The sequence below is a fragment of the Acidovorax carolinensis genome, assembly GCF_002157145.1.
GTDB classification, from domain to species: domain Bacteria; phylum Pseudomonadota; class Gammaproteobacteria; order Burkholderiales; family Burkholderiaceae_C; genus Acidovorax; species Acidovorax carolinensis.
On record NZ_CP021361.1, the window covers coordinates 2,659,597 to 2,674,396 of the forward strand.

Sequence of the window (14,800 nt, forward strand, 5' to 3'; positions counted from 1 at the left end):
AATACGTCGACAATCAGCCTGCCCGGGCGGCCTGCAGTTTCGGGCCCAGCGCTGGTAAGGATTCCACCCACTGACGCACACGCTGCGCATCCCCCAGACGACTGAACTTGCCAGCCGAATCGAGAAAAACCATGATGAGCTTGCGCCCGGCAATGTGCGTCTGCATCACCAGGCACCTGCCCGCCTCGGAGATATAACCGGTCTTCTGCAACCCGATATTCCACTCCGGATTTTTCACCAGTCCATTGGTGTTGTTGTATTGCAGGGTCTTTTGCCCCACCGCGACCTCATAACCCGGAGAGGTGGAAAACTCACGCATCGTCGGATCCCCGTGGGCCACATTCACCAGTCGGGCCAGATCGCGCGCACTCGATTGGTTGCGGCTTGAAAGCCCCGTGGGCTCGACATAGCTGGTGTCGGTCATTCCAATTGATCGTGCCTTGCTGTTCATCAAGGCGACAAAAGCATCCAGTCCGCCGGGATAGGTGCGACCCAGTGCGTGCGCTGCACGGTTTTCACTGGACATCAGCGCCAGATGCAGCAATTCACCACGGGTCAAAGTGGTACCCACACTCAGACGCGAACGACTCCCCTTTTCGGTATCCACATCATCCTGGGTGATGGTCAGGGGCTCGTCCATCGGCAGACGTGCCTGGGTGATGATGAGACCCGTCATCAGCTTGGTCAGCGATGCAATGGGCAACACCGCATGGTCGTTCTTGCTGACCAGAACTTCATTCGTGTCCTGATCAATCACGAATGCAACACTCGATTTCAGATCAAGGGGGTCGCTGACCTGATGCAGTCCGGCCATCTGGCCAAACGTCGGCTTGGCAGGCTCATACGCAATCCGTGTGGGGGCCTTGGCGGTGCGCGCCGTGGCACGTACCGCCTTGCTCGCACCTGCTGATTTACGCGGTACTGCGGCACGCTTGACGGTGGCGGACTGAACTTGCTGCTTTTTGACAGTCGCCTTCTTGCGTTCGCTCGCCTGAGCGGCTGGAGACAGCAGCGCGACGCTCACCACGAATAAACCAAAAGTCTGAAAAAAACGATTCAGTGCTGTGGGGCGGCGATGGTGCATCAAAGTGCTCCAAACGGTAATAGATAAGGGCAGTGTACAGAATTGAAAAAAGTCGCGCAAGATCAATACCTTGCACGACTTTTCAATAAAGTGCGTGAATTATAGGTTCACACCTCAACCTTGGGCAGCCACACGATCAGCTTTACTTTGTAATTTATTCAGCGCGCTCAGGTAGGCTTTGGCGGACGCCACAACGATGTCCGGATCGGACCCAACCCCGTTCACCACCCGACCGCTGTTTTGCAGTCGCACAGTGACTTCCCCCTGGCTCTCGGTCGAACCGCTGATGGCGTTCACCGAGTACAAAACCATCTCGGCACCACTCTGGACGTGCGACTCGATGGCTTTGAGCGACGCATCCACCGGGCCATTGCCGTCGGATTGTCCCCGAACCTCCTTGCCGTCCACGGTGAACACGATCGAGGCCTGGGGCCGCTCGCCCGTCTCACTGTGTTGAGAAAGCGAAACAAACCCAAACTGTTCCTTTTCGCTGGTCACGCTTTCATCGCTCACCAGCGCCAGGATGTCTTCGTCAAAAATCTCGCTCTTGCGGTCAGCCAGCTCTTTGAACTTGGCGAACGCGTTGTTGACGTCCGTTTCGCTTTCCAGCTGCACACCCAGCTCCTGCAGGCGCTGCTTGAAGGCATTGCGTCCACTGAGCTTACCCAGAACGATCTTGTTGGCGCTCCAACCCACGTCTTCGGCGCGCATGATTTCATAGGTGTCACGCGCCTTCAGCACGCCGTCCTGGTGGATGCCGCTGGCGTGGGCAAATGCATTGGCGCCCACCACGGCCTTATTGGGCTGCACCACAAAGCCCGTGGTCTGGCTCACCATGCGGCTCGCGGCCACGATGTGCCTGGTGTCGATGCCGACATCCAGGCCATAGTAGTCGCGGCGCGTCTTGACCGCCATGACCACCTCCTCGAGCGAGCAGTTTCCCGCGCGCTCGCCCAGGCCATTGATGGTGCACTCCACCTGCCGCGCGCCTCCAATCTTCACACCCGCGAGCGAATTGGCCACGGCCATGCCCAAGTCGTTATGGCAGTGCACCGACCAGATGGCCTTGTCGCTGTTGGGCACACGCTCACGCAAGTTCTTGATGAAGTTGCCATACAGCTCAGGCACCGCATAGCCCACGGTGTCAGGCACATTGATGGTGGTGGCGCCCTCGGCAATCACCGCTTCGATCACGCGGCACAGAAAATCCGGGTCGCTGCGGTAACCATCTTCCGGGCTGAATTCGATATCGCCCACCAGATTGCGCGCAAAACGCACCGACTGTCTGGCCTGCTCCAGCACCTGTTCTGGCGTCATGCGCAGCTTTTTTTCCATGTGCAGCGCTGACGTCGCAATAAAGGTGTGGATTCGTGCACTGGCCGCGCCTTGAAGGGCTTCCGCAGCACGTGCGATATCGCGGTCGTTGGCGCGCGACAGAGAGCAGATGGTGGACTCCCGAATGGCATTGGCGATGGCCTGCACCGCCTCGAAATCCCCGTTGGAACTGGCAGCAAAGCCGGCTTCGATCACGTCCACCTTCAGGCGTTCGAGCTGCCGGGCAATACGCAGCTTTTCGTCCTTGGTCATCGACGCGCCGGGTGACTGCTCGCCATCGCGCAAGGTGGTGTCAAAAATGATGAGTTTGTCGGCCATTTGGATTCTCCTGATACTGGTGGGGGTTGCCCGCAACGTCAAAATTCTGGCGCCCAAAAAAAAAGGCCCGCTGCGGGTGCATACGGGCCTTTGTGGAAAAAGTGTGCGCGTGCGCCTACCGTCTCCGCCCGTGGGGAGATAGCAGTAGAGCCAGTGCAAACGTCTTCATGAGTTCCAATATAGCACAGTTTTCTGCGCCCTGCTGCCGTCACCGGTGCAATCCCCGTTCATCGGGTTCATCGGTCGACATGCTGATCACACTGCTGTGCTGCCCCTTGGCCTTGCGCCACGCATACACCCCATAGCCGCTCAGGCCATACAGCACGAACACGCCAAACAGGACGATGGGCGGATGGATGTTGATGATGGCTATGCCCAGTGCAATCAGCACGATGACAGCAAAGGGCACGCTTTTCTTCATTTGCACGTCCTTGAAGCTGTAGAACGGCACGTTGGTCACCATGGTGAGGCCCGCATACAGCGTAAAGCCAAACATCACCCAGCTCACTTGCGACCAGGTGAGCCATGCGTCTTCGCCCCGATGCACGCCCAGCTCGGTCATCAGCCAGATGAAGCCCGCCACCAGCGCGGCGGCGGCAGGCGACGGCAACCCCTGGAAATAGCGCTTGTCCACCACGCTGGTGTTGACGTTGAACCGTGCCAGACGCAGCGCTGCGCACGCGCAATAGACAAACGCGGCAATCCAGCCCCAGCGGCCCAGCCCCCGGAGCGACCATTCGTAGGCAATCAGGGCAGGCGCCGCACCAAACGACACCATGTCGGACAGTGAATCCATCTGCTCGCCAAAAGCACTTTGCGTGTTGGTCATGCGGGCCACGCGCCCGTCGAGGCTGTCGAGCACCATGGCACAGAAGACACCCACGGCGGCCATGTCAAAACGCCCGTTCATGGCCATCACGATGGAATAGAACCCACCGAACAATGCCGCCAGTGTGAACAGGTTGGGCAGGATATAGATGCCCTTGCGCCGCTTGCGCACCATCACACCAGGGTTCTCGGTGGATTCATTGCCGTCATGCATCAATTAGACCTCCAGCGCTTGCCTGTCAAGCGCAAGCAGCTCTTAAATTTATAGTGTTTTGTTCTTACCCGCAGGGCAGGCAAACCGCCGCACGCGTTCAAGGCGAAGGCAGCAGTGTAGCGCCCGTCAACACCATGCCCGCCCACAAAAAAGGCCACCGAAGTGGCCTCTTGATGCTCGTGACGCTTCAGGCGCGAAGAATCAGTTGCGGGTCTGGTCGACCAGCTTGTTCTTGGCGATCCAGGGCATCATCGCGCGCAACTGACCGCCCACCTTTTCGATGGAGTGGTCGGCCGTGTTGCGGCGGCGCGCCGTCATGCTGGGGTAGCCGGTGCGGCCTTCCAGGATGAACATCTTGGCGTATTCACCGTTCTGGATGCGCTTCAGGGCATTGCGCATGGCTTCGCGCGACTGCGCGTTGATCACTTCAGGGCCGGTCACGTACTCGCCGTATTCGGCGTTGTTCGAGATCGAGTAGTTCATGTTGGCAATGCCGCCTTCGTAGATCAGGTCCACGATGAGCTTGAGTTCGTGCAGGCACTCGAAGTAGGCCATTTCTGGGGCATAACCGGCTTCGACCAGGGTTTCGTAACCCATCTTGATCAGCTCGACAGCGCCGCCGCACAGCACGGCCTGCTCGCCGAACAGGTCGGTCTCGGTTTCTTCCTTGAAGTTGGTCTCGATGATGCCGGCCTTGCCGCCACCATTGGCCATGGCATAGCTCAGTGCCAGGTCACGGGCCTTGCCCGTCTTGTCCTGGTGCACAGCCACCAGGTGGGGCACGCCGCCGCCCTGGGTGTAGGTGTTGCGCACGGTGTGGCCAGGGGCCTTGGGGGCCACCATCCACACATCGAGGTCGGCGCGGGGCACAACCTGGTTGTAGTGCACGTTGAAGCCGTGGGCGAAGGCCAGCGATGCGCCTTGCTTGATATGGGGCTCGACGTTGTTCTTGTAGACGCCAGCGATGTCTTCGTCGGGCAAAAGGATCATGACCACGTCAGCGGCCTTCACGGCGTCGTTGACTTCCATCACCGTCAGGCCGGCCTTGCCGACCTTGTCCCACGATGCACCGCCCTTGCGCAGGCCGACCACGACCTTCACGCCGCTGTCGTTCAGGTTTTGTGCATGGGCATGGCCCTGCGAGCCATAGCCGATGATGGCAACGGTCTTGCCCTTGATCAGGCTCAGGTCACAGTCTTTGTCGTAGAAAACTTTCATGGGTCGCTCCGGTTGAAATACGTTGTTGGGGGGTTGAACAAAAAACAGGGAATTGTCTTACACGCGCAGGATGCGCTCGCCGCGGCCGATGCCGCTGGCACCGGTGCGCACGGTTTCCAGGATCGCCGTGCGGTCGATAGCCTGCAGGAATGCGTCGTTCTTGGACTGGTCGCCGGTGAGCTCAATCGTGTAGCTCTTCTCGGTGACGTCAATGATGCGGCCACGGAAAATGTCGGCCATGCGCTTCATTTCCTCGCGCTCCTTGCCCACGGCACGCACCTTCACCATCATGAGCTCGCGCTCGGTGTAGGCGCCTTCGGTCAGGTCCACCACCTTGACCACCTCGATGAGGCGGTTCAGGTGCTTGGTGATCTGCTCGATCACGTCATCGGAGCCCGTGGTCTGGATGGTCATGCGCGAGAGCGATGCATCCTCGGTGGGCGCCACGGTAAGCGATTCGATGTTGTAACCCCGGGCAGAGAAAAGGCCCACAACGCGCGAAAGCGCACCGGGTTCGTTTTCCAGCAGAACAGCAATGATGTGTTTCATGATGATGAGATTCCTCTTTTCGCTGCCCTCCCCCGTGCACGGTAATGCGCGGGCTTGGCAGTCAATAGATTCGTCAAAAAAGATAGCTACCAGCGCTTTATAGAAAAGTGCTAGAGGCCGTTTTGATGCCTAAAGGTCTTCCGACCCCAGCAGCATTTCGGTGATGCCCTTGCCGGCCTGCACCATCGGGAACACGTTCTCGGTGGGGTCGGTGCGGAAGTCCATGAACACGGTACGGTCCTTGAGCTTGCGGGCCTCGCGCAGCGCGGGCTCCACGTCCTTGGGGTGCTCGATCAACATGCCGACATGGCCATAGGCCTCGGCCAGCTTCACGAAGTTGGGCAGCGCGTCCATGTAGCTGTGGCTGTAGCGGCCGGAGTATTCGATCTCCTGCCACTGGCGCACCATGCCCAGGTAGCGGTTGTTCAGCGAGCAGATCTTGATCGGCGTGTTGTACTGCAGGCAGGTGGACAGTTCCTGGATGTTCATCTGCACCGAGCCTTCGCCGGTGATGCAGAACACTTCGGACTGCGGCTTGGCCAGCTTGATGCCCATGGCGTACGGAATGCCCACACCCATGGTGCCCAGGCCGCCGGAGTTGATCCAGCGGCGCGGCTCGTCAAAGCGGTAATACTGCGCCGCCCACATCTGGTGCTGGCCCACATCGGAGGTGATGAAGGTGTCCGCGTCCTTGGTCATGTTCCACAAGGTCTCGACCACGTACTGGGGCTTGATCACGTCGCCGCTGCCCATGCTGTACTTGAGGCAGTCGCGCTTGCGCCAGCCTTCAATGGTGTCCCACCAGGCAGCGAGTGCGCCGGCGTCGGGGCGCGTGCTGCTCTCGCGGATCATGGAGATCAGTTCGGTGAGCACATCCTTCACATCGCCGACGATCGGAATATCGACCTTGACGCGCTTGGAGATGCTCGACGGGTCGATGTCGATGTGGATGATCTTGCGTTCGTTCTGCGCGAAATGCTTGGTGTTGCCGATCACACGATCGTCAAAACGGGCGCCCACGGCCAGCAGCACATCGCAGTTTTGCATGGCGTTGTTGGCTTCGATGGTGCCGTGCATGCCCAGCATGCCGAGGAACTTGCGGTCCGACGCGGGATAGGCGCCCAAGCCCATCAGCGTGTTGGTGACAGGGTAGCCCAGCATGTCGACCAACGTGCGCAGTTCATTCGTGGCATTGCCCAGCAGCACACCGCCGCCGGTGTAGATATAGGGGCGCTTGGCCGCCAGCAGCAGTTGCAGCGCCTTGCGGATCTGACCGCCGTGGCCCTTTCTCACCGGGTTGTACGAGCGCATTTCCACACTCTCGGGATAACCGGTGTAAGGCACCTTTTTGAACGACACATCCTTCGGGATATCGATCACCACGGGGCCGGGTCGGCCGGTGCGGGCGATGTGGAAGGCCTTTTTCAGCGTCATGGCCAGATCGCGCGGGTCCTTGACGAGGAAGTTGTGCTTGACGATGGGGCGGGTGATACCGACCGTATCGCATTCCTGGAACGCATCCAGCCCGATGGCCGCCGTGGGCACCTGGCCGGAGATGATCACCATGGGAATGCTGTCCATGTAGGCCGTGGCGATGCCGGTAACGGCATTGGTCAAGCCCGGACCCGACGTGACGAGCGCCACGCCCACCTCACCAGTGGCACGCGCATAGCCATCGGCAGCATGGACCGCGGCCTGCTCGTGGCGCACCAGCACATGCTGAATGGTGTCCTGCTTGTAGAGCGCGTCGTAAATATAGAGAACTGCACCGCCGGGGTAGCCCCAGATGTACTGCACGTTCTCGGCCTGCAGCGCCTTGACGAGGATTTCAGAACCCATCAGGTCCTGCGTGCCGGAGGCGGGAGAGTTGCCGTGGGAGGCAGCGGCTGCCGAAGTAAGTTCAGCCTTGGAGATTTCCATGATCGATCAACCTTTGTGAATTTCTCTGACGAAAAACCTTGGGTGCTCCTTGCATGGACTCTTGTGAAGCCAGCTCGGAACTTGAGGCCAAGGCCATGGGCGGGATGATTGCCGCGCCGGACCGTGACCCGTTTGCCTTTTGAATTGCAAGGTGCATTATCGCACTGCAACATGCGCAAAACCAGCCATTTTCAGAAAATTCAGCGCTCAATGCGATAATTGAAAGATTCTGCGTGCTGCACCGCTTTTTCGCATGACAGCATCGACCCTCCCGGGCTGACTCCTCTTGGCTACTGAACAAGAACTCTCCGAATTCCTCAAAAGTGTAGAAAAGCGCGCCTTCAAGCGCTCGGTCTACCACGTCCGCAATGAGGAAGCGGCCCTGGACATCGTTCAGGACAGCATGCTCAAGCTGGCCGAGCACTACGGAGACAAGCCCCCGGCCGAACTGCCCATGCTGTTTCAGCGCATCCTGTCGAATTGCACGCTGGACTGGTTTCGCCGCCAGAAGACCCGCAATGCACTGTTTTCGAGCATGAGCGACTTCGATGGGCCGGGAGACGATGGCACGGAATTTGATCTGCTCGAAGCCTATGCGGGCCCGGATAATGGTGAGCGGGCCGAGAGCGCGGAAGATCTGGCCCGGCGTGCACAGATCTTCAAGGGCATTGAAGAAGAAATCGAGGAGTTGCCAGCACGTCAACGGGAAGCGTTTCTCATGCGTTACTGGGAAGAAATGGATGTCGCAGAAACAGCAGCCGCCATGGGTTGCTCCGAAGGCAGCGTCAAAACGCACTGTTTTCGTGCAGTACAGACCCTCAGCAAGGCACTGAAGGCAAAAGGAATCGAACCATGAACACCGCAAACACTCTCCCCTCCGAACTGGCGGCAGATCGTTTCGCACGCCGCGTTACCGCGCGGCTGACCAGTGGCACGGACGACCTGCCCTACGATATTTCCGAGCGGCTGCGCGCTGCACGCATGCAGGCGCTGGCCAAGCGCAAAGTGGTTGTACCGGTGCGTCGCGCCGCGCCGGCGGTCATGCACTCTGGCAGCACCGCAGTGCTCGGTGGTGGTAACGAACGCGGTGGCTGGTGGAGCGCCTTGGTGTCGGCTGTCCCGGTGATGGCCCTGCTGGTCGGCTTGGTGGTGATCAATGCGGCCCAGGACGAGCAAGGCAACAATGAAGTGGCTGAAGTTGACGCCGCGCTGCTGACCGACGAGTTGCCCCCGGCGGCTTACTCCGACCCTGGTTTTGTACAGTTCCTGAAAACCACCCACACCAGCAACTGATCGCCTGCGCCTTTACTGCATGCACGCAAGTCCACCTGACGTCCGCCCCACCATGCCAGCCTTTGTGCTGGCTTTGGTGCTTTTAGGCGCGTTCGCAGCAGGCGGCATGGCAGTGCTCAATCAGGTGCGCATGGCCCCCGGCACCGTGCTTCCAGCCGCTGCGCTGGCACCCAAGTCCAGCGGCAAGAGCGCATCCGGCAAGGCGGTCGATCCGTCCAGGCTCACCCCTGTGGGCCCCGGCTGGGAAGTCCTGAACACGCCCCAGAAACTGGCACTGTACCCGCTGGCGGAACGCTGGGCGCTGCTCAGCGAGGTGCAAAAGAGGCGCTGGCTCGCCTTGGCCCAGACCTTCCAGACACTGCCAGAACAAGAGCAGGAAAAACTGCACAACCGCATGACGGAATGGGCCAGCCTGAGCGCCCAACAGCGCAATCAGGCGCGACTCAATTACGCCGATTCCAATCGCCTGGCGCGCGACAATAAACTCGCCCAATGGCAGGCCTACCAGGCACTGAGCGACGAAGAAAAACGCAAACTGGCTGCGCGCGCGGCCCCCAAGCCACAAGGCGCAGCCACTGCGATCAAACCGGTGTCTCCGCGCAAGCTCGCACAGGTTCCGGCGGCCTCGGAAGCCAGCCCCAATCGGGCCAATCAGCCCAAAATTCCGCCCATTCAGAATCTTTCCCCGCGCGTTGCGACGCCTTTGCCGACGGCTCCTGCGGCGGGTGTGGGCGCCCATGGCTCACCCGCCCCATCCCCTGCTCCCGTGGTGGAGACCGCCCCCGTCAACGTGCCGGTGGCCGTGCCCACCACGCTGCCGCCGATGCCGGGCACGCCCGCGACCAATGACCATGCGCCCCCCGCGGCGCCCGATGTGCCCCTCCTTACGCCCCAGTAATCTGCATGCCTGCCTTGTCGTCGCCTGATGCGCCAGCGCCCACGGCCTCCGCCCCCCTGAACCTGAATGCCCCCAGCCTGGTGCGCCGCATGGCCTGCTGGATGTACGAAGGCATCTTGATGTTCGGCGTGGTCTTCATCGCTGGCTACCTGTTTGGCACCCTGAGCCAGACCCGCAATGCCATGGACAACCGGCATGCCCTGCAGGCTTTTCTGTTCGTGGTGTTTGGCATTTACTTCACCTGGTTCTGGGCCAAGGGGCAGACGCTGGCCATGAAGACCTGGAACATCCGCGTGGTGGACCGTGCCGGCCGTCCGCTCACCCAGCGCCGTGCGCTGCTGCGCTACATTCTCTCCTGGCTTTGGTTTTTGCCGCCACTGGCCGCCGTGGCGCCCTTTTCGCTGCCGGGCGGAGAATCCACCGTGATCATGCTGGGCTGGGTCGCGGTGTGGGCGCTGCTGAGCCGCTTTCACCCGCAGCAACAGTTCTGGCACGACGCACTGGCGGGCACCCGCCTGATGCACCATGAACCCACAAAAAAATAAGCCTTTGCCGCAGATGTCCTTGCCCGACACATCTGCGCCCGACAATCGCCGCATGCAACCCCTCGACCCATCGCCCCACGCGCCCGCCAACCCGCAAAAGGCGCGGTCCGGGCTGAACCGGATCTGGCACGCCACCGGCTACTCGCTCGAAGGCCTGCGTGCCGGCTGGAACGAAAAGGCGTTTCGCCAGGAAGCCATTGCAGCCGTGGTGCTGGTTCCACTGTCGTTCTGGCTGGGCCGCAGCTGGGTGGAAGTGGCGCTGCTGGCCGGATCTGTGGTGATCGTCATGATCGTTGAACTGCTCAACACCGGCATCGAGACCGCCATCGACCGCATCGGACCCGAGTGGCACGACCTGTCCAAGCGTGCCAAGGACATGGGCAGCGCTGCGGTGCTGTTGTCGCTGCTGCTGTGCATTGGTATCTGGTCTGCTGCGCTTTTTCAGAGGTTTTTCCATGGCTGAACCGGCTTTTTCGATCTGTGTGTACTGTGGCTCCCGCCCAGGAGAAAACGCAGCGTTCGCCCAGGCGGCAACTGCCGTTGGCCATTGGATCGGATCGCAGGGGGGGCAGCTCGTGTATGGCGGCGGGCGCAGTGGCCTCATGGGCATCGTGGCCGAGGCCACGCGCCTGGCCGGCGGCCGCGTGGTGGGCGTGATCCCGCAAACGCTGGTCGACAAGGAGCAGGCCAACCGCCAGTGCGACGAGTTGCACATTGTGCAAACCATGCATGAGCGCAAAGCCATGATGGCCGAGCGCAGCGACGCCTTTGTGGCCCTGCCCGGCGGCATCGGCACCTTTGAGGAACTGTTTGAAGTGTGGACCTGGCGCCAGCTGGGCTACCACGACAAGCCGGTGGGGCTGCTCAATGTGGCTGGCTACTACGATGGCCTGCTGGCCTTTTTGCAGACCAGTGTGGCCAGCGGCTTCATGGGGCCATGGCAAATGGACCTGCTGCACACCGCAACCGAAAGCGATACGCTGCTGCGCACCCTCGTGCAATCGGCCGGCCACAGCCAGGAACAGGTGCCGCTGCGATCCGTCATCTGACGCTTAGCCGGGGGCGACTGAGGCACTCGCCCCAGCCTGCGCCCTGCCAAGGCGCCCGGCAAAACGTTCAGACCGCTGCGTCGTCCAGGTCGCCCGTGCGGATGCGCACCACGCGCTCCACGGCGGTCACGAAAATCTTGCCGTCACCAATTTTGCCCGTGCGCGCCACATTGACGATGGCGTCCACGCAACGCTCCAGATCTTCGGTCTTGACCACCACTTCGACCTTCACCTTGGGCAGAAAATCGACCACATATTCCGCTCCCCGATACAGCTCGGTGTGGCCCTTCTGGCGGCCAAAGCCCTTCACTTCTGTCACGGTGAGACCCGTCACACCGCATTCGGCCAAGGCTTCGCGGACTTCTTCGAGCTTGAACGGCTTGATGATGGCGGTGATCATTTTCATGGGGAAGGCTCCTGGAGGATATAAAAAAAGGCGGTAAGGCTGGCGGATGCCCGTCAGGCCCTGAATTGGCTGGTAATCGGGTAGCGCCAGTCCTTGCCGAAGCTGCGGCGCGTGACGCGCACGCCCACGGGGGCCTGGCGGCGCTTGTATTCGTTGAGCTTGATGAGCCGGGTGACGCGTTCGACATCGGCGCGCTCGAACCCGGCAGCAATGATGGACGCTATCGGCTCGTCATTTTCCATATAACGCGCCACGATCGCATCCAGCACCTCGTAGGCAGGCAAACTGTCCTGGTCTTTCTGGTCGGGGCGCAACTCGGCACTGGGCGGGCGCGTGATGATGCGCTCGGGGATGGGGTTGGCCCCCGTGCCATAGGGGTCATGGGCATTGCGCCACCGCGCCAAGGCAAACACCCGGGTCTTGGCCACGTCCTTGATGGGCGCAAAGCCGCCGGCCATGTCGCCGTACAGCGTGCAGTAGCCCGTGGCCATCTCGCTCTTGTTGCCGGTGGTCAACACGATGGCCCCGAACTTGTTGGACAGCGCCATCAGCAGCGTGCCGCGGATGCGGGCCTGCAGGTTCTCTTCGGTCGTGTCCTCGGGCAGGCCGGCAAATTGGCTGGCCAGCGCGGACTTGAAAGCTTCGAACTGGGGCGCAATCGCGATTTCGCCATAGCGCACGCCCATGCGCTCGGCCATGTCGCGCGCGTCGATCCAGCTGATGTCCGCCGTGTAGGGCGAGGGCATCATCACGGTGCGCACCTTGTCGGCGCCCAGGGCATCCACCGCAATCGCCAGCACCAGCGCCGAATCAATGCCGCCGGACAAACCCAGCAACGCGCCCGGAAAGCCGTTCTTGCCCACATAGTCGCGCACGCCCAGCACCAGCGCGTCCCACAGGTCGGCCTCCAGGCTGCGCTCGGGCACCACCTCTGCTTCTATTTTGATAGCTGCTTGCGCTTTATCTATCTGCGCAAACACCAGTTTTTCCTTGAAACCGGGGGCACGCCCCGCCACCGCGCCGTCGGCATTCAGGGCAAACGAGCGGCCTTCGAAAACCACCTCGTCCTGCCCGCCCACCAGGTGGGCATAGACCAGCGGCAGGCCGGTCTCGGCCACGCGCTCGCGCATGGTCTGCTCGCGCTCGGCGCTCTTGCCCAGGTGAAAGGGCGAGGCATTGATCACTGCCAGCATTTGCGCCCCTGCGTTGGCGGCAGCACGTGCAGGCGCTGGAAACCATGCGTCTTCGCAGATCAACACCCCGACACGCACGCCCTCCACCTCGAAAACGCAGGGCGAGTGGCCGGCGACAAAATAGCGGCGCTCATCGAACACCTGGTAATTGGGCAGCTCGCGCTTGGCATAGGTCTGCTCGACCTGGCCATGCCGCAGCACGCTGGCCGCGTTCAGGCAGGGGCTGAACGCCGGGTCGTCCGGATGGCACTTTTGCGGATGCCCCAGCACGATCACCAGGCCATTCAACCCCGCAGTCTCGCGGGCCACGGTTTTCACGGCATCATCACAGGCCGCCAGAAACGCAGGGCGCAGGAACAGGTCTTCTGCCGCGTAGCCACAGATGGCCAGTTCGGGCGTCAGCAACAGACGCGCTCCCTGCGCATGGGCTTCACGCGCCGCTGCGATGATTTTCTGCGCATTGCCGGGCATGTCGCCCACGACAAAATTGAGCTGAGCGGTGCAAATGGAGAGCATCATGAAACTGGAATCGGCCTTTGTGGCCGGGTTGGACACCGCCACCGCAGCCCACCACGGCCCCGCGCAAAGCGGTGGTCCACGGAGGCAGCATGGCTGAAGGCGCCATTATCGCGCGCGTACTGGCATCGCCGCTGGAGGTGGACGCCACCGCCTGGAACGCCCTGCTGGCGCAGCAATCGCACGCCACCCCGTTCATGCGCCACGAATACCTGGCCGCCCTGCACCAGAGCCACAGCGCCGTTCCCAGCACGGGCTGGACGCCCCGTTTCATGACGCTGTGGCAGGGCGATGCGCTGGTGGCCGCCTGTCCGCTGTACCTCAAAAACCATTCCTATGGCGAATACGTATTCGACTGGGCCTGGGCCAGTGCGTATGAGCAACACGGCGTGCCCTACTACCCCAAGGCCGTGGTGGCCGTGCCCTTCACGCCCGTACCCGGCACAAGGCTGCTGGCGCGCGACGAGCCTACGCGCCAGTTGCTGGTGCAGGCGCTGTGCCAATGGTGCGAGGACGAGGGCATCTCGTCCTTGCATGTACTGTTTGCCAGCGACGACGATGTGCTGACCAGTGCCCAGCAAGGGCTGATGCTGCGGCACACGGTGCAGTTTCATTGGCAAAACGGCGCCTCTGCACCGGCCACCGGCGCGCCTTCACCGCCCCCCGAAGCACAGGCCCTGCCCGCGCCCGACAGTCGCATCCCCGAGCCGTTCGCCGAAGGGGCAACTCCCGGCATGGCGCTGGCGCACGAAGAAATCCATGGCTATCGTGATTTCGATGATTTTCTGGCCCATCTCAGCCAGGAAAAGCGCAAGAAGATCCGCCAGGAACGCCGGCGTGTGGCCGAGGCTGGTGTCACATTCCGCTGGGCGCTGGGGGCCGACATTACGGCTGCCGACTGGGATTTTTTCTACCGCTGCTACGAACGCACCTATCTGGAGCATGGCAACCCGCCCTACCTCACACGGGCGTTCTTCCAGCAGATGGCCGACCGCATGCCAGAGCATTGGCTGCTGTTCATTGCCGAGCGCGAGGGTCGGCAAATTGCTAGTAGTTTGATAGCTATTGACGCTTATCGCACAGGCGCTACTGACATAAATCATTCAAAAAACCCACCGCGCACCGCGTACGGCCGCTACTGGGGCGCGCTGGAACGCGTGGACTGCCTGCATTTCGAGGCCTGCTACTACCAGCCGCTGGCCTGGTGCATCGCGCATGGCGTGCAGCGCTTTGAGGGCGGCGCGCAAGGCGAACACAAGATGGCCCGTGCCCTGCTGCCCGTGCAGGCCACCAGCCTGCACTGGCTGGCACACCCGGCATTTGCCGATGCGGTGGAACGCTTTCTTGCACGCGAGGGCGCTGGCGTGGAAGACTATCTGGACCACCTGCAGGCGCGCAGCCCGTTTCGGACGGCATAAGGCCCTTCAGCCCAAC

Annotated in this window: 15 protein-coding genes; 7 read left to right on the forward strand and 8 right to left on the reverse strand. The window is 61.5% G+C overall.

Annotated features, from left to right (window positions below; translation table 11 throughout):
- Window positions 1-13: 13 nt before the first annotated feature.
- From CBP34_RS12465 to CBP34_RS12490, 6 genes are all read right to left on the reverse strand, one after another.
- The gene (locus CBP34_RS12465; RefSeq protein WP_086912757.1) at window positions 14-1,084 is read right to left on the reverse strand and encodes a serine hydrolase; all 1,071 of its coding nucleotides are present in this window, start codon (window positions 1,082-1,084) and stop codon (window positions 14-16) included.
- 114 nt (window positions 1,085-1,198) lie between these two features.
- Window positions 1,199-2,737 (reverse strand): 2-isopropylmalate synthase, encoded by a 1,539-nt coding sequence (locus CBP34_RS12470; protein WP_086927666.1) that lies wholly within the window; start codon window positions 2,735-2,737, stop codon window positions 1,199-1,201.
- 208 nt (window positions 2,738-2,945) lie between these two features.
- Window positions 2,946-3,779 (reverse strand): CDP-diacylglycerol--serine O-phosphatidyltransferase, encoded by an 834-nt coding sequence (gene pssA, locus CBP34_RS12475; RefSeq protein WP_086912759.1) that lies wholly within the window; start codon window positions 3,777-3,779, stop codon window positions 2,946-2,948.
- A gap of 201 nt (window positions 3,780-3,980) precedes the next feature.
- A complete protein-coding gene (gene ilvC, locus CBP34_RS12480; RefSeq protein WP_086912760.1) occupies window positions 3,981-4,997 on the reverse strand; it encodes a ketol-acid reductoisomerase in 1,017 nt (338 codons plus the stop codon).
- Between the two features lie 57 nt (window positions 4,998-5,054).
- Window positions 5,055-5,546, reverse strand: coding sequence for an acetolactate synthase small subunit (gene ilvN, locus CBP34_RS12485; RefSeq protein ID WP_015013659.1), 492 nt, complete (start codon window positions 5,544-5,546; stop codon window positions 5,055-5,057).
- A gap of 129 nt (window positions 5,547-5,675) precedes the next feature.
- On the reverse strand, window positions 5,676-7,466 hold the full coding sequence (locus CBP34_RS12490) for an acetolactate synthase 3 catalytic subunit (protein WP_094098219.1): 1,791 nt from the start codon (window positions 7,464-7,466) through the stop codon (window positions 5,676-5,678).
- Between the two features lie 286 nt (window positions 7,467-7,752).
- Between CBP34_RS12490 and CBP34_RS12495 the strand changes: the two genes are divergently transcribed.
- From CBP34_RS12495 to CBP34_RS12520, 6 genes are read left to right on the forward strand one after another with little or no spacing between them, the layout of a single operon-like run.
- Window positions 7,753-8,322: an RNA polymerase sigma factor gene (locus tag CBP34_RS12495; protein WP_086912762.1), complete on the forward strand. Its 570-nt coding sequence runs from the start codon at window positions 7,753-7,755 to the stop codon at window positions 8,320-8,322.
- On the forward strand, window positions 8,319-8,759 hold the full coding sequence (locus CBP34_RS12500) for a DUF3619 family protein (RefSeq protein ID WP_086927668.1): 441 nt from the start codon (window positions 8,319-8,321) through the stop codon (window positions 8,757-8,759). The genes CBP34_RS12495 and CBP34_RS12500 overlap by 4 nt, the downstream gene beginning before the upstream one ends.
- A 19-nt stretch (window positions 8,760-8,778) precedes the next feature.
- On the forward strand, window positions 8,779-9,657 hold the full coding sequence (locus CBP34_RS12505) for a DUF3106 domain-containing protein (RefSeq protein ID WP_094098220.1): 879 nt from the start codon (window positions 8,779-8,781) through the stop codon (window positions 9,655-9,657).
- A gap of 5 nt (window positions 9,658-9,662) precedes the next feature.
- Window positions 9,663-10,202, forward strand: a complete 540-nt coding sequence (locus tag CBP34_RS12510) for an RDD family protein (RefSeq protein ID WP_094098221.1) — start codon at window positions 9,663-9,665, stop codon at window positions 10,200-10,202.
- Window positions 10,203-10,254: 52 nt separating this feature from the next.
- Window positions 10,255-10,665, forward strand: coding sequence for a diacylglycerol kinase (locus CBP34_RS12515; protein ID WP_094099170.1), 411 nt, complete (start codon window positions 10,255-10,257; stop codon window positions 10,663-10,665).
- Entirely contained in the window at window positions 10,658-11,251 is a 594-nt protein-coding gene (locus CBP34_RS12520; protein WP_086927671.1) for an LOG family protein, read from the forward strand. The genes CBP34_RS12515 and CBP34_RS12520 overlap by 8 nt, the downstream gene beginning before the upstream one ends.
- 67 nt (window positions 11,252-11,318) lie before the next feature.
- Here CBP34_RS12520 and CBP34_RS12525 read toward each other — a convergent pair whose 3' ends face one another.
- Window positions 11,319-11,657, reverse strand: coding sequence for a P-II family nitrogen regulator (locus CBP34_RS12525; RefSeq protein WP_094098223.1), 339 nt, complete (start codon window positions 11,655-11,657; stop codon window positions 11,319-11,321).
- A gap of 53 nt (window positions 11,658-11,710) precedes the next feature.
- Window positions 11,711-13,369 carry an NAD+ synthase gene (locus CBP34_RS12530; protein ID WP_094099171.1) on the reverse strand — a complete coding sequence of 553 codons (1,659 nt, stop codon included), beginning with the start codon at window positions 13,367-13,369 and terminating at the stop codon, window positions 11,711-11,713.
- Between the two features lie 89 nt (window positions 13,370-13,458).
- Between CBP34_RS12530 and CBP34_RS12535 the strand changes: the two genes are divergently transcribed.
- Complete coding sequence (locus CBP34_RS12535; RefSeq protein ID WP_094098224.1) at window positions 13,459-14,784, forward strand: GNAT family N-acetyltransferase; 1,326 nt, start codon at window positions 13,459-13,461, stop codon at window positions 14,782-14,784.
- Window positions 14,785-14,800 lie beyond the last annotated feature (16 nt).